This is a genomic window from Pseudomonas sp. Marseille-QA0892 (genome assembly GCF_054950135.1).
Genome location: NZ_CM143104.1, coordinates 3,871,312 through 3,892,821 on the forward strand (window position 1 = coordinate 3,871,312; position 21,510 = coordinate 3,892,821).

The window sequence follows — 21,510 nt, forward strand, 5'->3', positions numbered from 1 at the left end:
TCCACGATTTTCAGGTCATGAAAAAGGCGCCGTACGTTGCGGCGCCCTTTGGTAGGGTCAAAAGGAGGTGCTGATGCTCGTGAAGAACGTACGGCCCGGCTCGTTGTAGGTGTACGCCCCGGCCTCGCGTGCATTGCCTTCCCGGAACAGACGCTTGTCGAAAACGTTGTCTATGCCGGCGGTAATGCTGAGATTGTGTGTGAGCTCGTAGGTCCCGCTCAGACCAACCAGCGCATAAGGGGATACCTCACGACGCGCATTGCCTGTCAGCACATTGCCCTGGTAGTCGAGCTTGCCCGGCTTCTGACGGCCATACCACACCACGGAAGCCCGTAGCGAAAGCGGCTCGGTTGCCTGCCAGTCGAGGTTCGAGTTGACCGTGTATTCGGGAATGATCGACAGCGGCTCGCCGGTCTCCTTGTTCTTGGAGCGAAGCATGTAGGTGAAGTTGGTGTTCCAGCCGAGGGCGTCGGTGACGGGCACGTTCAGGGTGCCTTCGATCCCTTCGACGATGGCCTTCGGCACATTGGCCCACTGGAATACGTCCGCATTCGCGTACTGGTTCGCGGTACCGCCCACCGCACTGCCTACGATGCTGCGCCCTGCCTCGATCTTATTCTTGTAGTCGTTGCGGAAGTAAGTGATCCCGGCGACCCATCCATCACGATTGAACTCGATGCCCAGCTCCTTGTTGACGCTGGTCTCCGCATCCAGCTTGTCGCTCCCCTGAAGGTAGCAGGATCCCCCCGCACCCCAACATCCGGCGCCGCGGCTGTACAGCAGATAGTTCGGGTTGAGCTGATACAGGTTCGGTGCCTTGTAGGCCCGGGCGATACCCGCCTTGAGCGTGAAGTCCGAGCCGAGCGCCTGGGACAGGTTGAGCGAAGGACTCCAGTTCGTGCCGACCATGCTGTGGTGATCGACCCGAAGGCCGGGCGTCAGGATCGTCCCCGGGCGCAGCTCGAGGTTGTCTTCGACGAAGATGGATGCGATCCGCGCCGAGATATCGGTTGCACGGCCATTATCACTGATCCCCGGGACAGAGCCCGCCTCGGACGTGCTCTGAGTATTCGAGAAGGGATCGTCCATCTTCTGTTCGACCCATTCGGCGCCGACAGTGAGGACCTGGTCGACACCAAGGGACAGCGGCAGGTTGACCTCGCTGTGCGCGGTCGTGCTTTCCAGTTCGATCGTCCCGAAATTGTTGGCCGCCGTGATGTTGCCTTCCGGACCGCCCGCCAGGCCTTCTTCCAGCCGGCGGTTGCGCGTTTTTTCATACTGCAGGTAATTGAGCGTCGTACCGAAGGCCCAATCACCATGGTGGGTCAGTGCGAAGGTTTCGCGGTAGGTCTTGTTCGTGGAACGTCCTATCCAGGGTGCCCGAAAGGAGGTCAGCGCCGCCGACCCGCTGTTGTTCATGTTGTCGCCTGCATAGATATTGCCCTGGCGACTGAAGCCGGCCTCCAGGTCAATCGCCTGCTGGTCGTCCAGCCGCCAGGACAGCAAACCGTTGATGTCCTTGTTGCGCACACCCTCACGTCCGGCAGTCGCCCGGGAACCGGAATCGACGACATGACCTTCGTTGATGTCCTCGTCATCCATGTCGGTCTTGTTGAGATTGCCGTACAGCCGGTAGGACAGGTTATCGGTCAGCGGGCCGCTCAGGCCGAAGTTGATGCGCTTGCTCGCACCTTCCTCGCTGTGCTGCGGCACATTCATGTACACCGTTGCATTGCCGTGGTGCTCGGCGGTAGGGCCTTTGGTGATGATATTGATCACACCGCCAGCGGCGCCATTGCCATACCGCGCGGCGGCAGGGCCACGCAGAACTTCGATGCGCTCCACCTGATCGGCCGGAACCCAGTTCGTATCGCCACGGGTATCGCGATCGCCGCGCCAGCCATAGCGCACGGCATTGCGCGACGTGACGGGCTTGCCGTCCACGAGGATCAATGTGTTCTCCGGCCCCATCCCGCGGATGTCGATCTGCCGGTTGTTGCCCCGCGCGCCGGAGCCGCTGTTGCCGGTGAGATTGACGCCAGGTTGCTTGCGGATGATCTCCGAGAGGTCATTCGCCGGAGGCGCCTTGCGAATATCCTCCTGCGTGATGATGGAGACACCCGGGGCCTGTTTGAGCTCTTCCTCGGCCGTGCCGAGGACCTTCGTCTCCTCGAGCTCCAGACTGATCTCCTGCGCCCCAGCGGTGGCGATCCACCCCGTGCTCATCGCTACTGCTGCTGCCAGCGGTAAATAGGCCCACCCCGTGCGTTGCATGAATCCCTCCCGGTACATCGCGACCACTTATTGATAATGATTTGCAACAAGCTTTGAGGGTCGCTAGTCTTCCACACAACGGCGCGACGAAGGTTTGCGCCATCAAGCAAAAGCTTTGCGCCAACGGCCAGCGCCAGGAGGGTTCATGTGTGGGGGATGTTCACCCGTCAGTGCTGACGAACTCATGCGCCGCAGTGGCGGCAAGGCCCGGCCTGTCGATGGAGAAGCGAGCGGCGGTACGGCGCTGTTCGATGGCCATCTAGAATGGATTCGATTGCGCAGCGGCCTCGTCCTTCATTGTTCGGACTGCATCGAACTGCAGGACTTCACCACTGAAAGTCGCATGGAGCCCCGGTTGTCGTTCGTATTGTTCATGGAAGGTTGCAACCGGGTGAGCTATGGCGAAGAGCGCCTGGACTTCAGCGCCAAACGCTCACGCGAATCCGAATTCCAGGGCCTGGCCCTGTCCGTGCGTGAGCCCGTGTTGTTCAGACGACGGTCGACTCGGGGCACCCATGTCCGCAAGCTCTCGCTCTCGCTGGAGCCGGAATGGTTCGAGGCCGGCGGTCTGGACCTGCACGAACATGACCGCATCCTGCGCTTCAGCCAGGGGCACCTGAGCAAGCAGCACTGGCAGCCGTCCGCGCGTATCGCGGCTACCGCTGCACAATTGCTTGCGCCACCTCCCTATGAACCCCTGTTGCAACGCCTCTATCTCGAAAGCCGCGCACTTGATATCGCCGCGGACGCACTCGCCTGTCTGGGCGATACCCGCCAGCCCGAAGCCATGGGCTTGAGGCCGCATGAGCACCGGCGGCTTCTTCGCCTTCTGGAGCGGTTGGACAGCGGTGAGGCGGACGACTGGTCGCTTGAGATGATGGCACGCGACGCTGGCGTCAACGTGAACACGTTGCAACGGCAATTTCGGCAGATCAAAGGCACCACCCTGTTCGACTACCAGCGCGGGCGCCGGCTGGTTCGGGCTCGGGAGGCCCTCGAACGAGAGGGTGCGACCGTCGGCCAGGCGGCGTGGATCGCCGGCTATAGCAGCGCCGCGAATTTCGCTACCGCGTTCAAGCGCCGCTTCGGGATGACACCGCGCCAGGCCATAGGGCGGACATAGGCGCCCCGCGATCGGGTTCCACGCAAGGACTGTTTTCGAATCGATCGGCCGCCAATTGAAAAACAGCGCCGGGCTAAGCCGGCGCGCGAGTCGATCAGCGAACGGTCACCACTGGCATGCTCAGCCGCTCGAGCAGCGCCATCTGGGAGTTACGGGTGTTCTGGTTGCCGGTTGGCGTCTGCCGCTCATAGCTTCCGTCGGGCTGAAGCACCCATGCCTGCACGTTGTCACCCAGATAGAGCTCGAGCTCCTTCTTGACGCGCTGCGTGAGCTTCTTGCCTTCAACCGGGAAGCACGTCTCGACACGCATGTCGAGGTTGCGCTCCATCCAGTCGGCACTGGAAAGATAGAGCTTTTCGTCGCCGCCGTTGAGGAAGTAGTAGATCCGGCTGTGTTCGAGGAAACGGCCGATGATCGAACGCACATGGATGTTGTGGGACACACCCGGCACGCCCGGCCGCAGGCAGCACATGCCGCGTACGATGAGGTCGATCTTCACCCCGGCCTGGCTGGCCTTGTACAACGCGCGAATGACCTTGGCATCGGTCAGCCCGTTCACCTTGGCCATGATTGCCGCAGGACGCCCTTCCGCCGCCGCAGCCGCTTCGCGGTTGATCATTTCCAGCAGGTTTTTCTTCAGGGTGAAGGGCGCATGCAGGAGCTTCTTCATGCGCAGGGTCTTACCCATGCCGATGAGCTGATTGAACAGCTTGTGCAAGTCCTCGCAGAGGGCCACGTCGGCTGTCAGCAGGCTGTAGTCGGTGTACAGCTTGGCGTTACCGGCATGGTAGTTACCAGTGCCCAAGTGCGCGTAGCGACGCAGCTCCGAACCCTCACGGCGCAGGATGAGCATCATCTTGGCATGCGTCTTGAAGCCGACGACGCCATAAATGACCACGGCTCCGGCGGCCTGCAGACGGCTCGCCAGCTGCAGGTTCGACTCCTCGTCAAAGCGAGCACGCAGCTCGATGACCACGGTGACTTCCTTCCCGCTACGCGCTGCCTCGACGAGCGCATCGACAATCTCGGAGTTCGCGCCCGAGCGATACAGGGTCTGCTTGATCGCCAGCACGTTCGGGTCCTTCGCGGCCTGGCGCAGCAGGTCGATCACGGGGGTGAACGACTCATACGGGTGGAGCAGCAGGACATCGATCTTGCCCAGCACGTTGAAGAGGTTTTCCTTCTTCTGCAGCAGCTTGGGAATGGTCGGCGTAAAGGGCGGGTGCTGCAGCTCGGGATGGCTGTCCAGGCCGGTAATGCTGAACAGACGCGTCAGGTTCACGGGCCCGCTGACCTTGTACAGCTCGGGCTCCGACAAGCCAAACTGCTTGAGCAGGTAATCCGTCAGGTGTTGCGGGCACTGGTCGACCACTTCCAGGCGTACGGCATCGCCGTAACGGCGCGAGAACAGCTCGCCGCGCAGCGCACGTGCCAAGTCGTCTACGTCCTCGGTGTCCACCGAGAGGTCCGCGTTTCGGGTCAGGCGGAACTGATAGCAGCCCTTCACCTTCATGCCGTTGAATAGATCGTCTGCATGCGCGTGGATCATCGACGACAGGAAGACGTAGTTGTCACCTGCCCCGGCAATTTCCTCCGGCACGCGGATGATTCGTGGCAGCAGACGCGGCGCAGGAATGATCGCGAGACCTGAATCGCGCCCGAAGGCATCGATACCTTCGAGCTCGACGATGAAGTTGAGGCTCTTGTTTACCAGCAGGGGGAACGGGTGCGTGGGGTCGAGACCGATCGGGGTAATGATCGGGGCGATCTCTTCGCGGAAATACTTGCGCACCCACAGCTTGAGCTTGGGCGTCCAGTAGCGGCGGCGAATGAAGCTGATCTGATGCTTGGCCAGTTCCGGCAGCAGGACATCGTTGAGGATGCGGTACTGGCGATCGACCTGTTCATGAACCAACTCGCTGATCCGCACGAGCGCCTGGCTGGGCTGCAAACCATCCGCGCCCGCTTGCTCGCGTGCGAAGTTGATCTGCTTCTTCAACCCTGCGACGCGGATTTCGAAGAATTCATCCAGGTTGCTCGAGAAGATCAGCAGGAACTTGAGGCGCTCCAGCAAGGGGTAGGACTCGTCCAGCGCCTGCTCGAGCACACGAATGTTGAATTGCAGCTGGGACAGCTCTCGATGGATGTAGAGGCTGCTGTCATCGACGCTCGGCACACTTGCCAGCGGGACTTCCGGCCAGGCGGGCGGAGGCACCTCTACCAGCGTTTCGACTTGGGCCAGCGTCTGTTCCAGCGTGGTTTCGCTAAGTTCTTCGGTATTCATTGGCTTCCCCATCGCTCAGGGCCTCATTCCGTTTCGGGTGCGCCATGCCAGGCAGAGCCAAGCAGCATGGATCGCATTAATGGAGCAGCGCGGCCGGGGGCCACCGACGGATCGGTCTGGCCTGCCCCAGCCGCGCTGCGGATCGGCCTGATACCTTCGAGACGAAGCGAAACCAGACCTTAGCGCCCCTCTTTCATCATCTCGGCTGCACGCACGGCGAAGTACGTGAGAATGCCATCGGCGCCGGCACGTTTGAAGGCCGTCAGCGATTCGAGAATCACGGCTTCACTGAGCCAGCCATTCTGGATAGCCGCCATGTGCATGGCGTACTCGCCGCTGACCTGGTAGACGAAGGTCGGCACCTTGAAGGTGTCCTTCACGCGCCACAGGACATCGAGATAGGGCATGCCCGGCTTGACCATGACCATGTCGGCGCCTTCGGCGAGGTCCGCTGCCACTTCGTGCAGGGCCTCGTTGGTGTTGGCCGGATCCATCTGATAGGTGAACTTGTTGCCCTTGCCCAGGTTGCCCGACGAGCCGATCGCATCCCTGAACGGTCCGTAATAGGCGCTCGCGTACTTGGCCGAGTAGGCCATGATGCGTGTGTTCACATGGCCGGCAACTTCCAGCGCTTCGCGAATCAGCTGGATGCGACCGTCCATCATGTCCGATGGCGAAATGACCTGTGCGCCCGCTTCAGCATGGGACAGCGATTGCTTGACCAAGGCTTCGATGGTGATGTCGTTCTGGACATAACCTTCTTCATCGATGATGCCGTCCTGGCCGTGCGTGGTGTATGGGTCCAGCGCCACATCCGTCATGACGCCCAGCTCGGGGAATCGCTCGCGCAGTGCGCGAATGGCCCTCTGCACCAGACCTTCCGGATTCCAGGCCTCGGCACCATCGAGCGATTTGCGCTCGGTCGGAATGTAGGGGAACAGATCGATGACCGGAATGCCCAGCTCGACCCAGCGCTCGGCATCGATCAGCAACTGGTCGATGGACAGCCGCTCGACGCCCGGCATGGACGCCACGGGCTCGCGGCGGTTTTCGCCATCAAGAATGAAAACGGGAAGGATAAGGTCGTCGACGGTCAGCACGCTTTCCCGCACCAGCCGGCGCGAGAAGTCGTCGCGGCGATTGCGACGCAGGCGGGTGGCCGGAAACAGACGGTTGGCAGGCGTAAAACTCACGGCAGACTCCCAAGGCCCGCTACGCGGGCACGGTAACGAAAAGGTTTAAAGCAAGATTATGACGATTTGATGACTAAACGACTGCGCAGTGCGGCTACGCGTCACATCCACTGTGCGCCAAAACGCGCAATGCCGCTTGCAACAGAGCGTTCTAGCTCCGCCGTCCGGGCGTTTCGGCTTTTCCTCGCCCGGCCCAACGAATAGACTGCTCGCCTCTCTCTCGCGGTTGTGTCCATGCTCGAACAGATTCTCCAGCAGGTCGGCTATCCCGCCGTGATACTGGGTACCTTCATCGAAGGCGAGATGTCTATTCTACTGGCCGCCTGGATCGCGCTGCGCGGCTTTCTGGAAATTGAGTGGGTCATCGTCTGCGCATTCCTGGGCACATTTGCCAGCGACCAGCTCTGGTACTTCCTGGGACGCCGCCATGGCCGTCGCCTGCTTGCCCGGCGCCCTCGCTGGCGCGTCCTTGGGGACAAGGCGCAGGCCCTCCTGGCGCTTCACCCTGACCTGTGGGTGCTGTGCTTCCGGTTCTTCTGGGGCATGCGAACGGTGATGCCCATCGTGATTGGTCTCTCGGGTTACTCTTGGCGGCGCTATCTCATTCTCGACAGCATCGGCGCGATCATCTGGGCTGCCGCTCTAGCAATTGGCGCCTACAACCTGGGCTACGCATTGAAGGTGGTGCTGGGCGACTTCCACCGCTACCAGCTGTACCTCTTGGGCATTCTCATTTTGCTGGGCCTTCTGATCTGGCTGTATCGCCGCCGGCGGAATTCGCAGGAATGACCCTCGATCCACCCAACTGACAACACGGAGGAATCGCCATGAGCAAACGAATCGCCGTCATCCTGGCAGGCTGCGGGGTCTACGATGGATCCGAAATCCACGAGAGCGTCATCACGCTGCTGCGCTTGAACCAGAAGGGTGCGGTCGTGCAGTGCTTTGCACCTGACGTCGAGCAGATGCACGTGATCAACCACCTGACCGGCGAAGAGATGCCGGAGAAACGCAACGTGCTGGTCGAGTCCGCACGCATTGCGCGTGGTGAGGTGAAAGACGTCCGCGAAGCAGAGGTCGATGCGTTCGACGCGCTGATCATCCCGGGTGGGTTTGGCGCAGCGAAAAACCTGTGCGATTTTGCCGTGAAGGGCGCTGACTGCACGGTCCAGCCCGATGTGCTGCAGCTGGCCCAGGCCTTTGCCCAGGCGGGCAAGCCTGTCGGCCTGATGTGCATATCGCCAGCGATGGCGGCCCGTATCTATGGCGAAGGCGTGAACTGCACGATTGGCCACGATGCCGACACTGCGGCAGCGCTCGAACAAATGGGTGCCGTGCACAAACCCTGCGATGTCGGCGCCATCGTTGAGGACACCCAGCGCAAACTCGTGACCACCCCTGCCTATATGCTCGCGACGGGTATCGCCGAAGCGGCCAGCGGCATCGAAAAACTCGTCGATCGCGTAATCGAATTGGCCTGAGTCGCAACGACTCGATTGCCACGGGCGCGGCCAAAGAGAGGCCCGTCCGTGGCGGTTCTCTGCTCAGCTCATCAGGCGGGTAAGAATGCGGTCCAACCCATTGGCAAATGCCTGCCGGTCGCGATCGCCATAGGTGGACTGTCCACCCCCAACTTGGCCCTGCTCGCGCAGATCCGTGAAGAGATTGCGCGTCGCCAATCGATCGCCCATGTTGCGCTCGGTGAATTCCTGCCCCCTTGGGTCGAGGGCGGCAACGCCCTTCTTGACCAGCCGGTCGGCCAGAGGAATGTCGCTGCAGATCACCAGATCGCCCGGCTCGGCATGCTCGACCAGATGGTCGTCCGCTGCATCGGGCCCCGCCGGGACGACGATCAGGCTCACACAGGCGAACGGCGGTTTGGCGATCCCTTGCCCGGCGACCAGCACGACCTCGAACTTGCGCTTGAGCGCGAACTTGACGACTTGGTCCTTCGCCAACCGAGGACAGGCATCCGCATCGATCCAGACGCGCACCTCAGGCCCCCACCCGGCGAACGCTGGCCAGCAATGCTGCCGCCACACCGAACAGCCCGGCAAAGGTACGGTTCATCGCGCGCTGCTGCCGGGCACTACGCATGAGGCGAAGCACGCGCGACGCAAGCCCGGTGTAACCCGCCATGACGATAAGATCGACGATCACCATCGTAACCATGATCACTGCATATTGCGGGATCAGCGGCGCGTGAGGCTGTATGAACTGGGGCAGCACCGCGAGCATGAAGACGGTGGCCTTGGGGTTGGCCGCATTGATCAAAAAGCCACGTACGACCAGTGACGAAATGCGATCCGGAACGGCCTGTTGGGCCTCACCCTCGACATTCATGACCGGCGCGCGCCATTGGCGGACAGCCAGGTAGATAAGGTACAGCACGCCGAACCACTTGATCACCGTGAAGGCAACGCTGGACGTTGCAAGCAGCGCGCCGACCCCGGCCGCTACGACTGCGATTTGAAGCAGCAGGCCAAATTGCAGACCGATTGCCGTCCAGTAGCCTCGACGAAAGCCCAGGCGTAGGCCGCTGGCCATCGATGCAATGGCGCCCGCACCCGGCGACACGCTGATCACCCAGCAGGCTAGAAAGAATGGGAACCATGTGGCCAGAGACATAGGGACTCCGATGGTCAGCGCCAGCGGCGCACGGCTTTTTGGAAGAACAGCGTATTCGGGACCTGCACCAGCGCGCCAGCCCCTTCTTCGCTGACGTCTTCGAGCGTGACGTAGAACAGGTTGATCAGGAGCACGCGCCCCTTGATGCCGGGTTTGTCGGCTGTTTCCATGACCTCGACGGTGTCGCCCAAACGGAACGGCCCCATCGAGAAGATCAGGACCGCGCAGAACATGTTGGACAACACGCTCCAGATCGCGAAGAACGCGACCGCTGCCACGGCAGCGAAGCCGGTGAGCGCAGTCCACAAGACCTGCGCCGATACACCAAAGCGCTCGAGCACCAGCATGAACGCGCTGCCCATGATCAGCCAGCGCAACACGCCACGAAGCGGCAGCAATACTTCGCGAGGTAGCGTCGAATAGCGATGCCCCAGCCGGGTAATCGCACGCGTCACGATGCGCTGAGCCAGCCAGGCCAGCAGAATGATGAGCACCACCTGGCCGAAGCGTATCAGCGGCAAGCTCCAGGTCAGCAGCAGCTCCTCGTACTCCGCCATCAATTGGCTTCCTCCAGCTGACGCTGAAGCTCTTCAAGCGTCTCCAGCGCGACGAGCCAGGCTTCCTCCAACTCGCCTTCCTGCGTTTTCAGGCGCGCCTGCTGTGCCAGCAGGTCCTTAAGCTCATCCTTGCGAGCCGCGTCATAAATGCCGCTGTCGCCCAACCGCTCTTCAACGGCAGCGAGTGATTGCTGCACCTTGCCCAGCTCCTTCTCGAGCTTTTCGGCTTCACGCTTGTGTGGCGCCAGTTGCTGACGCAGCGCGGCAGCCGCCTGGCGCTGGGCGCGCTTATCGGTCTTGTCGACCTCGCCCGCCCCGCCGGGCGCGACGGAAACGGCTGCCTGACGGGCGCGGAACTCCAGTAGCCATTTGGCATAGTCCTCAAGGTCACCGTCAAAGGTCTGCACCCGCCCATCCGCGACAAGCAGAAACTCATCCGTCGTGCTCTTCAGCAAGTGGCGATCGTGGGATACCACCAGCACCGCCCCGTCGAAGTCCTGAAGCGCAAGCGTCAGTGCCAGGCGCATTTCCAGATCGAGGTGGTTGGTCGGTTCGTCGAGCAGTAGAAGATTCGGCTTACCCCAGGCAATGAGCGCCAGGGCCAGGCGCGCTTTCTCTCCGCCGGAGAAATTGGCAACGGCCTCGTCACAGCGATCCCCGCGGAAATCAAACCCACCAAGGAAATCGCGCAGGGTTTGCTCTCGCTCGCCCGGCGCAAGGCGCTGCATGTGCAGCAAAGGGCTGGCCTTTGGGTCGAGCGCATCGAGCTGGTGCTGAGCGAAGTAGCCAACCACGAGGTTTTCACCACGGCTCAGCTCACCACCCACCGGAGGCAGTTCGCCCGCAAGGGTCTTGATCAACGTTGACTTGCCCGCGCCGTTCGGCCCCAGAAGGCCAATGCGCGCACCCGGCGTCAACTGCAGCTTCACTTTCTCCAGCACGGCCCGGCCGTCATAGCCCAGGCGCCCCTCGCTGAGATCGAGCAAAGGGCTCGATACCTTGTCCGCTTCGCGGAAACTGAAGTCGAATGGCGAATCCACGTGGGCCGGGGCCAGCTCCTCGAGGCGCTCGAGTGCCTTGATGCGGCTCTGGGCCTGGCGCGCCTTGGTGGCCTTGGCCTTGAAGCGCCGAATGAAATCTTCCATGTGCGCCCGCTGCGCCTGCTGCTTCTCGTACGCTTGCTGCTGTTGAGCCAGCCGTTCGGCGCGGGTACGTTCGAACGCGGAATAGCCGCCGCGATAGAGCGTAAGCTTGCGTTGCTCAAGGTGGGCGACATGATCGACGACTGCATCGAGGAAGTCGCGGTCGTGCGAAATCAGCAACAGCGTCCCCGGATAGCCCTTCAGCCAGCCTTCCAGCCAAAGAATGGCGTCCAGGTCCAGGTGGTTGGTGGGCTCGTCGAGCAGCAGCAGGTCCGACGGGCACATCAGGGCCTGCGCCAGATTAAGGCGCATCCGCCACCCACCGGAAAAGTCGCCGACGCGGCGGTCCATCTGAACGGCATCGAAGCCCAACCCGGCGAGCAGCTTGCGCGCGCGTGCGTCGGCACTATAGCCATCGATGCTGTCGAATTCGCCGTGCAGTCTGGCCTGGGCCGTGCCGTCACCGGATGCTTCGGCGCTTTGCAGGTCGGCCTGGATACGACGCAGTTCAACGTCGCCATCGAGCACGTAGTCCACCGCCTGGCGGTCAAGCGTGTCGACCTCCTGGCGCATGTGGGCGATCCGCCAGTCGGGCGGCAGCTGGCAGTCGCCTGCATCCGGGCCGAGCTGGCCACGCAGCAGTGCGAAGAGGCTGGATTTTCCAGCGCCATTAGCGCCGATCAATCCGACCTTCTGGCCCGCATGGAGGGTGAGCTCGGCCGCTTCCAGCAGACGCTGGGGGCCACGTTGTAGGGTAAGGTTCTGAAGTCGAATCATAATGGCGGCGGATGTTAACAGGTTCCCCGGGGGCCATATCTTAGCGACAGGTTGCCCACTGCGGCGGATGGAATGAGCGAATGAGCGAACTTTGGGAATTTGCCTGCGAGACCTATGCCCACCCGGGCGTGGAAGCGGCCTGCCTGCAACTTCAAGAGCAAGGCAATGACGTCTGCCTATTGCTGTGCTGTGCCTGGCTTGGCAAACGGGGCGTTGCCTACGAGGCGACACGGCTTGCGGCGTTACACGCAATTGCCACGCCCTGGCGCCGCGAGGTGATCGAGCCCATGCGAGCCTTACGGCTGGCCTGGCGCGCAAATGCCCAAGCCGATGATGCACTCCATGCGCTGCGAGAGCAGGTCAAAGCGCTTGAGCTTCAGGGTGAAAGAGAACTCTTGGAGCGTCTCGAAAGGGCAGCAACTGCGTGGCCCCCATTCACTTCTGGCATGCAACCCTGGCTGGATGAGGCGGCCATATGCGAAACAGCCGACGCCCAGGCGTCGCTTGATACGCTGAAGGCAGCGGTGGGCTAACGGTTGGCTCCCTGACTGTAATGCCGCAGGAAGGGTGAATAAGCTGCCCGTGCCAGATTCGCTTTATGGCGCGCTCAGTGGTGGCCTACGTTAGCGGCCACCACCGGCAGACGACCCATACAGCTGCACTGGCCGGGACAGGCGTGACGCCGTCCCGGAAGCATCGCATCAGGCGTTGCTATCACTCGATTTCGTAGCGCCGGACTTGCCGGTCGCCTTGCTCGGGGTGCGGCTACGCTTGGCTGGAGCAGGCTTGGCCGCTGGCTCGGCGGCGGGCGTTGTGCCCTTCGCTCCATTGCTCGACGTGCTCGCTGCGGGGCGCGTCGCACGCTTCGCAGCGGGTTTGGCGGCAGGCTTTGCCGAAGGGGTTACTTCGGTAAGTCCGGCCGCGGCCGGCGCCTTTGCACGCGACTTGCGCGCCGATGAAGCCTTGGTAGCGCCAGCCGTGTTCTCGGCCGTTGCCGGCGCAGCCTTGGCCGTAGAAGCTTTCGATGTGGCCGTTTTCGCCGGGGCAGGCTTTGCAGCAGCGGCTTTAGACGAAGCAGGCTTGGCCTTGGACGAGCGGGCTGGTGCAGCGGCTCCGGTCGCGCCATTGGCAGCATTCGCTTCTTCACTGGCCTTCGATGCGGTCGTGGCGGCTTTGGAGGATGGCTTGGCGCCCGTGCTCTTTGCCCGCGACGAGGATTTGGTCGACGAGGCCGACGCGGTCTTGGCGGATCTGTTCTTCGCAGACGCGGGCTTCGCGTCGGCTTTGGAGGTCTTGGTCGCGCTACTGGCGCGCTTGGCCGAATCGGTCTCACGGCGCTGCAGCGCGTCGGCGGCCGCTGCCTTTACCTGATCAATGCCTTTGGCGATGGACAGCGTTTCCTCGGCATCACGCTTGAGCTGAGCGACGTAAGCAAGGGTATCTTCCTGGCGAGTCTTGAGGCTGGAAATCAGCCCTTCCAGCTCGGCAATGGATGCCTCGGCCTTGGCCCTTGCCTTGGCCTTGCCCGCCTGGATCGCTTGCTCCAATTTTTCACGGGCAGCATGAAGCTTGTCCTGCGCCTTGGTGCGCTGCTTCTCGTGGTCAGCCAGTATTTTCTCGGCGTCTTTCTGAGCAGAGGTGCACGCCTCTTCAAGATGCTCGAGAAGACTTTGGGAGAGTTGTTGCAGCAGATGGAGCGGAGTAGTGACGGGCGACGACTTCCTATTGGCCGGCATAGCGAGCCTCCTGACTGGAACAGGCCCCCATACTAGTCAACCCGTGAGTCCGCCGCCAGCGGGCGAAGCGGCCTGGCGACCGCACTGGCCAAAACCCCGATGGGGCGCCGATAGACGCATCGGAGCAAGGCCATGGATGGCGGAAGGCGTCGTCAAACGGACGCCTTGGGTGTCTCGGGTTCTGCTTTGGCTTCGGCGTGTGCCTTGTGCAGCACTTCGATGAGGCAATCTTCAAGCTCGAAGCGCTCTTGTAGCATCTGACCCAGACGCTTGAAGTTATCGCCGGTGCAGGCGCCGCCCGACTTGCCGTCGCACTGATCGTTGAATGCAAGTGCCGCTTCAGTGCTGACTTCGATGCGTGGGTAGATCTGGCGCGCAAACTCGATGCCACGCTTGTCGCCAAACGCCTCGGCTTCACCCAGCAGCTGCTCGTAGACTTCGAAGTGGCCTGCCGATACGTAGTCCAGCAGAAGCGCACAAAAAGCGTGTTGATCCTCGGCGGTTGCCGACGAGGTTTCGGCCTTGTCGTTCAAACCGGCATAAGCCCTGATGAGTTCGTGACGTTCCTGCAGCCAGCGATCGACCAGCTCGTTCACACCACCCCAGCGTTCCTGCGCATTCTTGCAGCTATCGAGCATATGACTTCTCCCCTACCTGACAGGTCGGCAATGCCGCTGCACGTTGGCAGTGGCGTTCATGGTACGGCCCACTACTTGGCGAGCCGCGTCCTGGTAACGGGACATCCCGGAGAGTAAGCCGGTGTCCGCCCGGCCCACAAGCCTGGCCATCGGAAACTGGTTACGGGATGTGGGCAGCATGTCATACGAACACAGATCGCCATCACTCGTTCAATCGACGGCGAATGGATTTGCCCAGGGTCAGGCGCGCCGTAGCAACAGGAAAGCGGACAAGAGGATGAAGCCGGCGAACGCAAGAAGGCTCCATTCCGCCACGCTCATTCCATAAAGGCTCCAGCTGACCTGCAGGCAGTCGGCGGACCCATCGAAAACGGCGCGGATCACCTGCCCAAGCGGTACCTCACCCAACATCCGGTCTAACGGCATCACACAGCCGGTCATCTGCTCGCTGGGAAGGTTCTGCAACCACACCTGGCGGCCCGCCGCGAGCGCGCCGAACCCGGAGAACAGAAGGCCGACTGCGCCGTATACGCGCATTCCGATCCTGCCCGGGCGTTGGACGAATGCACTCAGGCAGGTGACGGAAAACCCGGCCATACAGAAGCGCTGCACGAGGCACAGCGCACAGGGCGCAAGGCCGACGCCATGCTCAAGATACAAGGCCGTGCCGAGGCTTAATGCCGACACGACGAAACCGAGCAGGAACAACAGCGACTGGCCGGCTAAAGGCATGGGAACACCGACAGGGATGGGAGGCTTACGGTAGACAAAACCGGCCATGGCTTTCAAGCGACCTCATATGGGTGCGCTCATTGCTGCTTGAACTCGCAATCGGGCAGGTACACGCAGGAAGCCGTACCCGCCCGAGCCGGATCACACGCGCACCAGCGCTTGAGCAGGTTGGGCCGAGATGGGAAGGCGGCGGTCCATCAGGTCCAACCCCTCAACGAACAGGCGCTGACTGCGGTCATCTTCGCCGAGCTGTGCCAGTAGGCGTGCCAGCTCCGCACAGGTCTCGGGCTGGCGGTCGAAGCTGAGGCTGCTTTCGAGGTAATCGCGCGCCTTGCCCCACAACGTGCATTTCACGCACAGCCGCCCGAGGCAGCGAAGCAATACGGCGTCCGATGGATGCTCGGGCAACCAGCGCTCGGCAGCCTTCAGCTGCCCATTCGGGTCCCGGCTGCGCAGTGTGCCGTACAGCTCGACCAGCGGAACTGCATACTCGGCCTGAATCGCCTTGCGAAGGACGTGCTCAGCCTCATCATCGGCACCGAGCCGGTGCAGTGCGGTGGCGTAGCGAAGAACGAGGGTCGGGTCTTCGCGCAAGACTGGGGTAAGCTGCTTCCAGGCCTCGGTGAGTCGCGCCGGGGAGTCCAGTGAAGGATCAACCAGTACGCCATCGAGTTGCCCAGTCCAAGCCTGGCGTTCCAGGAGCTTCAACTCGTCTCCACCCAAGACTTTCTGTTTGCGCAGGGCTGGTAGCAACTCGATGACGGCCGGCCAGTCATCCTGGCGCTGATGCAGCTGCGCCAATTGACGCAACACATGGCGGTGGCTCGGATGGCGGCCGCGAAGCGCTTCGAGCGTCGCGCGCGCGCCCGCAACATCGCCTGCGGACTCCTGCAAATCGGCATGCGCCAGCTCAACGGCGAGCTCCGCCTTGGGCTGGCGCTCGCGGGCACGCGCCAAAAGCGCATCCCGTTCTTCCACTTGCCCCAACTCGTTCGCGGCACGCGCAGCACCGAGATAGAGCAACAGAGGCTGAGGATCGGCTTCGGCGGCGCGCTTTAGGTGGTTTAGCGCTTCAGGCCACCGCGCCTCGGACAGTTCGAGCATGCCCCGCTCGGCAGCCTTGCGTGTCCGGCGTTCCCTGTGGAAGCGCGACCAGGGGTTCACGGTTCGTCCCGACACGTACAACAGGCGCAGAGTCCAACGGATCAATACCAGCGCAACGAGGATAAGCAGCAACAGGCCAAGGAATACCCAAAGCGTCGATTCGTAACGGAACCCCTGGTAGGCGATCAGCACATAACCGCTATGAAGGCTCATGGCATAGCCCAGCGCGCCGATGAGCGCTGCCAGCACGAGCACGATCACCAGCACGCGAATCATGCGCCTTCCTCCGCCGGGTTGGTCTCGCTCTGCTCCGCATCAGGCTTGGCATCATTGCCGTTAGGGCGCTCGATGCCATTGTCGCTGCGTTCGCGCTCACGTACGTAGCGCTCCAGCCCCGTCAGCGCAGGCCGCAGGTCCGGCGTGTCGACTTCGACAACCTGATCGGAAAGCCCTTCCAGGCGCTCCGATAGCGACTCGACGGTTGGATTACGGGGGTCGAAGTAACGAGCGAGCACTTCACGCGCCTGTTCGATCGACTGTTGATAAATGGGCTGGCGCGCGTTCAGTGCGCCCCACTGTGCCTGTTCCAGCGCGAGGGAAAGTGTCAGGCGCACCTGAGACAGGGTCTGCCCCGCCAGTTGCGGGCGGATATCCTGATCGGCGTGCAGGTCAAGGCGAACGTATTGCGCCAGCGTGTCGCGCCAACGCTGCCAGTCCCACCAGGGCCGCATGGACGCGTCCATGGCAACCGCTTCGGATTGCTCATCGACCACGAACTCGGGGGCGACGGCTTGCAGGTCGTCCACTTGGCTGCGCAGGGCCGCAAGCTGCAGGTAGAGCCCGTTGCGGTCGGGCTTGGGCAGATTGCGAAGTGCTTCGATGACCTTGATCAGCTCGCCGCGCGCCGAGAACGCCAGTGGATCGTCCTGCACCCGAATGATGTCGTCGGCCGCCTGTAAAAGTGCGATCGCGCTGTTGATGTCCTGCAACGCGCTGAGGCGCAGCATTGCCAGGCGCACCAGATGCTCGGCCTCGGCCAGGCGCCAGGCCTCGCGGCTTTGCCCCATGATCTGAGAAAGCCCCTGCGCGAGGCTTTGTTGATCACCCTGAAGCGTCATCAGCAGCCGCCTTTGTTCCGCAACCTGATCTGCGGTGGGTAACCCGTCGACGCGGCGCTCGAGTTGCTGGCTGCGTTGTGCCTGTTCATCCGCCAGGCGCTGTGCTTCTTGTGTGGCGCTGGCCAGTTCGCCGCGCTGTGCATCGACCTTCGCGGTCGACTGGTGCAACTGCCACGCGCTCCAGCCGCCAGCCGCGAGCCCCAACACACCGACGAGCAGGGCCAGTCCAGCCAACCCGCTGCTACTGCGCTGCGCTGCGGGTGCGGGTGGAGGCGTCTCCACCTTCGGTGGCGGGGAGACAGGCGTCTCGTCTACAGGCTTCGAGGGGAGATCGTTCTTCTCGTTCGGCGTTTCGCTCACGTCACCTTCCTTTAGTCATCCGCAGGCCGATTGGTTGCCAGCGCTGCGAGCAACGCGTCGTTGGAGGCGCCGCCGCAATTCACGATAAATCCATGCCCCGCCGCGCGTGCCAGGTCGGCGACGCGCGCGCTGGGAACGAACAAGGTCAACTGGCTCAAAGAGGGCCAGGCATCGCCCGCCAGTTGCCTGAGATGCTCGAAACCCTGTCCACTGCTGACAACCAGGCCATTCAGGCGTTCCGCTTGGACGACGCGCCCCAGCTGGCCTTCCGGCCAGGCAGGCAAGGAGCGCTGATAGAGTTCGAGGGTATCGACCTTCACGCCACGCGCCGAAAGGCCTTCCTGGAGAGCCTCGCGACCGCCTTCACCGCGCAGGATGAGCACTCGCGAACCGGGTGCGGCCAGCGCGTCATTGAGTTCAGGCATCGCCAGCAGGGCTTCGCTGTCCGCGCCTTCGGGCCAGCAGGCATCGATTCCGTAGTCAGCAAGCGCGGCCGCGGTGCCGGAACCAACGGCGAACCAGCGCTGCTCCACGGGTAGCTGTGGCCAGTACGTATCGATACGCGCCAGGCCATATCGCGCGGCGGGCTTGCTGATGACGATGACCGCCGCGTACAGGTCCAGATCCATTACGACCCCGCGCTGCTCGGGCGTTTCGGCCAACGGCTGAATTGCCAGCAACGGCAGGCAGGCGCCGTGCACACCGTTCTCGTCCAGGAAGGCCGCCTGCGCCTCACATTCGGGCGTCGGCCGGGTCAGCAGCAAACGCCACGCGGTCATCGGACGGAGCCGTAGACGTCGTCGAGGACTTTCTGCGCTCCCAGCGCAAGCAAATCCTCAGCCACACGGATGCCCAGGGCTTCGGCTTCCGCGCGCGGCGCGCGCTGTTCCGCACGAAGCAACAACGTGCCGTCGGGCTGGCCCACCAGACCGCGCAACCAGAGGTCATCTCCCTCCAGCACCGCGTAACAGGCAATCGGCACCTGGCAGCCACCGTTGAGCCTGCGGTTGAGTGCACGCTCCGCCTCGACGCGCGCGGCGGTGTCGGCGTGATGCAGGGGTTCGAGAAGTGCGTGGATTTCATCGTCATCGCTGCGGCATTCGATGCCGACGGCGCCCTGCCCGCCCGCGGGCAGGCTGCTCTCCGGTGCGATCGAGTCACGGATACGGGCCTCGAAACCGAGGCGAATGAGGCCGGCGGCCGCGAGGATGATGGCGTCGTAGTCCCCGGCGTCGAGTTTGGCGAGCCGAGTGTTCACGTTGCCGCGCAGAAAACGAATTTCGAGATCCGGGCGCGTCGCCAGCAGCTGGGCCTGGCGCCGCAAACTGGAGGTACCCACAATGCTGCCGGCAGGCAAGGCATCGAGGGAGTCGAAGCGATTCGATACGAAGGCGTCGCGCGGGTCTTCGCGCTCGCAGATGCAGAACAGGCCGAGCCCCAACGGAAATTCCATCGGAACATCCTTCATGGAATGCACGGCAATATCGGCCTCGTCATCAAGCAGTGCCGTCTCCAACTCCTTCACAAACAACCCTTTCCCGCCGATCTTCGCCAATGGCGAGTCCAGCAGTTTGTCCCCCCGGCTCACCATGGGCACCAGGGAAACCTCGATCTCGGGGTGGGCAGCCAACAAACGGGAGCGCACGTACTCGGCCTGCCACAAGGCGAGAGCGCTCTGGCGAGTGGCGATACGGATGTGACGACGGGACGACATGGCGGTACTCGGGGAAAAGACCGCGGCATGATAGCAAGAAGGGCCAGGCTACCCGAACCCGGCTGACGCATTGCTGGGCCGCAGCCCGCGATGGGTGCGGGCTGCGCGCTCTGGAATGGGCCGCAGCGTTACCGGGTCAGAGCGTACTCATCAGCCGGCGAACACCTGCAACATGCCGCCGACTCACTGTCAGCGCATCGCCATTCAAGCCCCGCAGGAACAGCTGGAAATGCCCCAGCGGCGTGCGTTGCAGGCGCTCGATGCGCTCTCGTGCAACCAGCGCGTTGCGGTGGATGCGCACGAACCGATCACCGAATTCGTCTTCAAGCGACTTCAGCGGTTCGTCCAGCAGGACTTCACCATGGTCATGCCGGAGCGTGACGTACTTGTGGTCGGCAATGAAGTAGATCACTTGATCCAGCGGAATCAGCTCAATGCCTTTGCGGGTTCGGGCGCTGATGTGGCTACGCGGACCTGTGCCGGAATCGGCGGCTGGTCGCGTCAATGCGGCCAGCTGCACCCGGTTCGGGCGTTCAGCATTCTTTAGCGCTTCGGCGAGCGACTCGGAACGCACGGGTTTGACGACATATCCCACCGCACTGACCTGAAACGCTTCCAGGGCAAATTCGTCGTGCGCCGTGCAGAAGATCACGGCAGGCGGGGTATCGCGTTCGCACAGCTTGGCAGCGACCTGAAGACCATCCAGTCCGGGCATGCGGATGTCGAGCAACACTACATCCGGCTTAAGGGTGTCGATCAGGGTCAGCGCTTCTTCGCCGTTACTGGCAGCGGGCTCGAGGACACGGTAACCCTCGAGGTCACTCACCAGACGATTTAGACGCTCTCGGGCCAAGGGTTCATCATCGACGATCAGGACATTCATATAGCTCTGGCTTCCTGCGTTAGTCTCGCAAGGGGTAGCGTAGACGGGTAACGTGACGGCCATCACGGCGCTCTGAGGTGAGACTAGCCTCGCTTCCGAAAAGTGCCACAAGGCGAGCTTCGGTGTTCGGCAACCCCTGTTGCGTCCCGCGTGGTGATGCAGTTTTGACCACTTCGTCGTAAGGGTTACTGACCGTCAACTCAAAAAAACCGGCCACGATTCTCGCATCGACCTCAATGGTGCCTCCCTCGATCCTGGGTTGGATGCCGTGAAGTACGGCATTTTCCAGAAGTGGCTGCAGCGTTAGTTGAGGAATGCGTATGTCTGCCGGAACGCCCGATACACGCCAATCCATCCGCAACCGGTCACCACAGCGGTATTGCTCGATTGCGATGTAGCGGCGCGCCAGGGCCAGCTCGTCGCGCCAGGCCACCAGCGTATCCGGGCGAGCAAGGCTTGCGCGGAACAGATCGGACAGATCGAGCACTGCCTGTTCCGCCTTTTGAGGGTTTACAGCGATCAGGCTGGCGATGCTATTTAGGCTGTTGAATAGAAAGTGCGGCCTGATGCGCGCCTGAAGCGAAGCGATACGGGCATGCAGTTCCGCTTGTTGCTGGCGCCGCCACTGACTTTGTAAGTAAAAATAACGAAGCAGCAACGCTGACATGATGGCGGCGATAAGTCCATGCCGCACGTAGAGGTTCATCTCATCGACATGCTGCAGCGGACCGGCCAACTCGAGGTAATCGGCAACGGCGGTGCAGGAAACGGTCAGCAATACAACAAGCGCGACACAGCAGGGGCCTGCTACCGCAGGCCGCAACCTCGCCAGCCAAGGGCGCAACCGACAGAATAACGCTGCGGAAAGCAGCATGATCCACTGAACGAAAAGCGAGGTGAATGCCAGTCGTATCCAGTCGAACTCAGGCTGGCGGGCTTCGGCAAGCACCAGAACCAGCACGAGCAATTCGGCTGCAAGGACCAGTCCCAGCAGCGCTTCGGACTCGCAGAGCTCCGGAATGAAAAAGTCATCAGCCGGTGCAGGCTTCGATTTAAAGGACAACAACGAACGCAAACGCCGCATCAGCCACTACAGTCCAGGAAAAATTGACGAATGCCCACAGCGAAGTGCGGTTTTAAGCGCCGGTCCGAGGGTGCAGCGCAACGCAGTGCATCTTCACCGCGAATGGCGGTATCGACAAGCGGGCATGGTTCACGATGTGAATAAATAGTCATAGGCACTCCAC

The 21,510-nt window shown here is 62.2% G+C and carries 19 protein-coding genes and 1 pseudogene; 4 read left to right on the top strand and 16 right to left on the bottom strand.

Annotated features, from left to right (window positions below; all coding sequences use genetic code 11):
• Positions 1-57: 57 nt before the first annotated feature.
• On the bottom strand, positions 58-2,226 hold the full coding sequence (locus ACY8D3_RS18015; RefSeq protein ID WP_462384431.1) for a TonB-dependent siderophore receptor: 2,169 nt from the start codon (positions 2,224-2,226) through the stop codon (positions 58-60).
• 193 nt (positions 2,227-2,419) lie between these two features.
• Between ACY8D3_RS18015 and ACY8D3_RS18020 the strand changes: the two genes are divergently transcribed.
• Positions 2,420-3,397 carry a helix-turn-helix transcriptional regulator gene (locus ACY8D3_RS18020; protein ID WP_462380184.1) on the top strand — a complete coding sequence of 326 codons (978 nt, stop codon included), beginning with the start codon at positions 2,420-2,422 and terminating at the stop codon, positions 3,395-3,397.
• Between the two features lie 94 nt (positions 3,398-3,491).
• Here ACY8D3_RS18020 and ppk1 read toward each other — a convergent pair whose 3' ends face one another.
• Both ppk1 and hemB read right to left on the bottom strand, forming a co-directional pair.
• Positions 3,492-5,681, bottom strand: coding sequence for a polyphosphate kinase 1 (gene ppk1, locus ACY8D3_RS18025; RefSeq protein WP_462380185.1), 2,190 nt, complete (start codon positions 5,679-5,681; stop codon positions 3,492-3,494).
• Between the two features lie 179 nt (positions 5,682-5,860).
• A complete protein-coding gene (hemB, locus tag ACY8D3_RS18030) occupies positions 5,861-6,874 on the bottom strand; it encodes a porphobilinogen synthase (RefSeq protein WP_462380186.1) in 1,014 nt (337 codons plus the stop codon).
• A gap of 234 nt (positions 6,875-7,108) precedes the next feature.
• On the opposite strand from hemB, the gene ACY8D3_RS18035 reads away from it, so the two are divergent.
• Together ACY8D3_RS18035 and elbB are read left to right on the top strand one after the other, a co-directional pair.
• Complete coding sequence (locus ACY8D3_RS18035; protein ID WP_462380187.1) at positions 7,109-7,663, top strand: DedA family protein; 555 nt, start codon at positions 7,109-7,111, stop codon at positions 7,661-7,663.
• A gap of 38 nt (positions 7,664-7,701) precedes the next feature.
• On the top strand, positions 7,702-8,355 hold the full coding sequence (gene elbB, locus ACY8D3_RS18040) for an isoprenoid biosynthesis glyoxalase ElbB (RefSeq protein WP_462380188.1): 654 nt from the start codon (positions 7,702-7,704) through the stop codon (positions 8,353-8,355).
• 63 nt (positions 8,356-8,418) lie between these two features.
• On the opposite strand, the gene ACY8D3_RS18045 is transcribed toward elbB, so the two are convergent.
• From ACY8D3_RS18045 to ACY8D3_RS18060, 4 genes are read right to left on the bottom strand one after another with little or no spacing between them, the layout of a single operon-like run.
• Positions 8,419-8,868 (bottom strand): YaiI/YqxD family protein, encoded by a 450-nt coding sequence (locus tag ACY8D3_RS18045; protein WP_462380189.1) that lies wholly within the window; start codon positions 8,866-8,868, stop codon positions 8,419-8,421.
• A 1-nt stretch (position 8,869) separates the two neighbouring features.
• Positions 8,870-9,502, bottom strand: a complete 633-nt coding sequence (locus ACY8D3_RS18050) for a LysE family transporter (RefSeq protein WP_462380190.1) — start codon at positions 9,500-9,502, stop codon at positions 8,870-8,872.
• 14 nt (positions 9,503-9,516) lie between these two features.
• Entirely contained in the window at positions 9,517-10,059 is a 543-nt protein-coding gene (locus ACY8D3_RS18055; protein WP_462380191.1) for a mechanosensitive ion channel domain-containing protein, read from the bottom strand.
• The gene (locus ACY8D3_RS18060) at positions 10,059-11,978 is read right to left on the bottom strand and encodes an ATP-binding cassette domain-containing protein (protein ID WP_462380192.1); all 1,920 of its coding nucleotides are present in this window, start codon (positions 11,976-11,978) and stop codon (positions 10,059-10,061) included. The genes ACY8D3_RS18055 and ACY8D3_RS18060 overlap by 1 nt, the downstream gene beginning before the upstream one ends.
• 80 nt (positions 11,979-12,058) lie before the next feature.
• Between ACY8D3_RS18060 and ACY8D3_RS18065 the strand changes: the two genes are divergently transcribed.
• A complete protein-coding gene (locus ACY8D3_RS18065; protein ID WP_462380193.1) occupies positions 12,059-12,511 on the top strand; it encodes a TIGR02444 family protein in 453 nt (150 codons plus the stop codon).
• A gap of 168 nt (positions 12,512-12,679) precedes the next feature.
• Here the strand turns inward: ACY8D3_RS18065 and ACY8D3_RS18070 are convergent, their stop codons facing one another.
• From ACY8D3_RS18070 to ACY8D3_RS18110, 9 genes and pseudogenes are all read right to left on the bottom strand, one after another.
• Positions 12,680-13,714 carry an AlgP family protein gene (locus ACY8D3_RS18070; RefSeq protein WP_462380194.1) on the bottom strand — a complete coding sequence of 345 codons (1,035 nt, stop codon included), beginning with the start codon at positions 13,712-13,714 and terminating at the stop codon, positions 12,680-12,682.
• A 152-nt stretch (positions 13,715-13,866) separates the two neighbouring features.
• Positions 13,867-14,352 (bottom strand): sigma D regulator, encoded by a 486-nt coding sequence (gene rsd, locus ACY8D3_RS18075; RefSeq protein ID WP_462380195.1) that lies wholly within the window; start codon positions 14,350-14,352, stop codon positions 13,867-13,869.
• A gap of 240 nt (positions 14,353-14,592) precedes the next feature.
• Positions 14,593-15,084 (bottom strand): disulfide bond formation protein B, encoded by a 492-nt coding sequence (locus tag ACY8D3_RS18080; protein ID WP_462380196.1) that lies wholly within the window; start codon positions 15,082-15,084, stop codon positions 14,593-14,595.
• A 141-nt stretch (positions 15,085-15,225) separates the two neighbouring features.
• The gene (locus tag ACY8D3_RS18085; protein WP_462380197.1) at positions 15,226-16,464 is read right to left on the bottom strand and encodes a heme biosynthesis HemY N-terminal domain-containing protein; all 1,239 of its coding nucleotides are present in this window, start codon (positions 16,462-16,464) and stop codon (positions 15,226-15,228) included.
• Positions 16,461-17,666, bottom strand: a complete 1,206-nt coding sequence (locus ACY8D3_RS18090; RefSeq protein WP_462380198.1) for a uroporphyrinogen-III C-methyltransferase — start codon at positions 17,664-17,666, stop codon at positions 16,461-16,463. The genes ACY8D3_RS18085 and ACY8D3_RS18090 overlap by 4 nt, the downstream gene beginning before the upstream one ends.
• Positions 17,667-17,677: 11 nt before the next feature.
• Complete coding sequence (locus ACY8D3_RS18095) at positions 17,678-18,445, bottom strand: uroporphyrinogen-III synthase (RefSeq protein ID WP_462380199.1); 768 nt, start codon at positions 18,443-18,445, stop codon at positions 17,678-17,680.
• Entirely contained in the window at positions 18,442-19,380 is a 939-nt protein-coding gene (hemC, locus tag ACY8D3_RS18100) for a hydroxymethylbilane synthase (protein WP_462380200.1), read from the bottom strand. Before hemC ends, ACY8D3_RS18095 begins: the two co-directional genes overlap by 4 nt.
• 136 nt (positions 19,381-19,516) lie before the next feature.
• Entirely contained in the window at positions 19,517-20,263 is a 747-nt protein-coding gene (locus tag ACY8D3_RS18105; protein ID WP_462380201.1) for a LytR/AlgR family response regulator transcription factor, read from the bottom strand.
• Positions 20,260-21,347, bottom strand: a pseudogene (locus ACY8D3_RS18110) (sensor histidine kinase). Before ACY8D3_RS18110 ends, ACY8D3_RS18105 begins: the two are co-directional and overlap by 4 nt.
• Positions 21,348-21,510: the final 163 nt, after the last annotated feature.

What these genes read in the sequence shown, in the direction of transcription:
- ACY8D3_RS18105 (WP_462380201.1), bottom strand. Translation starts at nt 20,263, where the DNA reads ATGAATGTCCTGATCGTCGATGATGAACCCTTGGCCCGAGAGCGTCTA.
- ACY8D3_RS18065 (WP_462380193.1), top strand. Translation starts at nt 12,059, where the DNA reads ATGAGCGAACTTTGGGAATTTGCCTGCGAGACCTATGCCCACCCGGGC.
- ACY8D3_RS18055 (WP_462380191.1), bottom strand. Translation starts at nt 10,059, where the DNA reads ATGGCGGAGTACGAGGAGCTGCTGCTGACCTGGAGCTTGCCGCTGATA.
- ACY8D3_RS18035 (WP_462380187.1), top strand. Translation starts at nt 7,109, where the DNA reads ATGCTCGAACAGATTCTCCAGCAGGTCGGCTATCCCGCCGTGATACTG.
- ACY8D3_RS18095 (WP_462380199.1), bottom strand. Translation starts at nt 18,445, where the DNA reads ATGACCGCGTGGCGTTTGCTGCTGACCCGGCCGACGCCCGAATGTGAG.
- ACY8D3_RS18020 (WP_462380184.1), top strand. Translation starts at nt 2,420, where the DNA reads ATGTGTGGGGGATGTTCACCCGTCAGTGCTGACGAACTCATGCGCCGC.
- rsd (WP_462380195.1), bottom strand. Translation starts at nt 14,352, where the DNA reads ATGCTCGATAGCTGCAAGAATGCGCAGGAACGCTGGGGTGGTGTGAAC.
- ACY8D3_RS18085 (WP_462380197.1), bottom strand. Translation starts at nt 16,464, where the DNA reads ATGATTCGCGTGCTGGTGATCGTGCTCGTGCTGGCAGCGCTCATCGGC.
- hemC (WP_462380200.1), bottom strand. Translation starts at nt 19,380, where the DNA reads ATGTCGTCCCGTCGTCACATCCGTATCGCCACTCGCCAGAGCGCTCTC.
- ppk1 (WP_462380185.1), bottom strand. Translation starts at nt 5,681, where the DNA reads ATGAATACCGAAGAACTTAGCGAAACCACGCTGGAACAGACGCTGGCC.
- ACY8D3_RS18050 (WP_462380190.1), bottom strand. Translation starts at nt 9,502, where the DNA reads ATGTCTCTGGCCACATGGTTCCCATTCTTTCTAGCCTGCTGGGTGATC.
- ACY8D3_RS18080 (WP_462380196.1), bottom strand. Translation starts at nt 15,084, where the DNA reads ATGCCTTTAGCCGGCCAGTCGCTGTTGTTCCTGCTCGGTTTCGTCGTG.
- elbB (WP_462380188.1), top strand. Translation starts at nt 7,702, where the DNA reads ATGAGCAAACGAATCGCCGTCATCCTGGCAGGCTGCGGGGTCTACGAT.
- ACY8D3_RS18060 (WP_462380192.1), bottom strand. Translation starts at nt 11,978, where the DNA reads ATGATTCGACTTCAGAACCTTACCCTACAACGTGGCCCCCAGCGTCTG.
- ACY8D3_RS18015 (WP_462384431.1), bottom strand. Translation starts at nt 2,226, where the DNA reads ATGAGCACGGGGTGGATCGCCACCGCTGGGGCGCAGGAGATCAGTCTG.
- ACY8D3_RS18070 (WP_462380194.1), bottom strand. Translation starts at nt 13,714, where the DNA reads ATGCCGGCCAATAGGAAGTCGTCGCCCGTCACTACTCCGCTCCATCTG.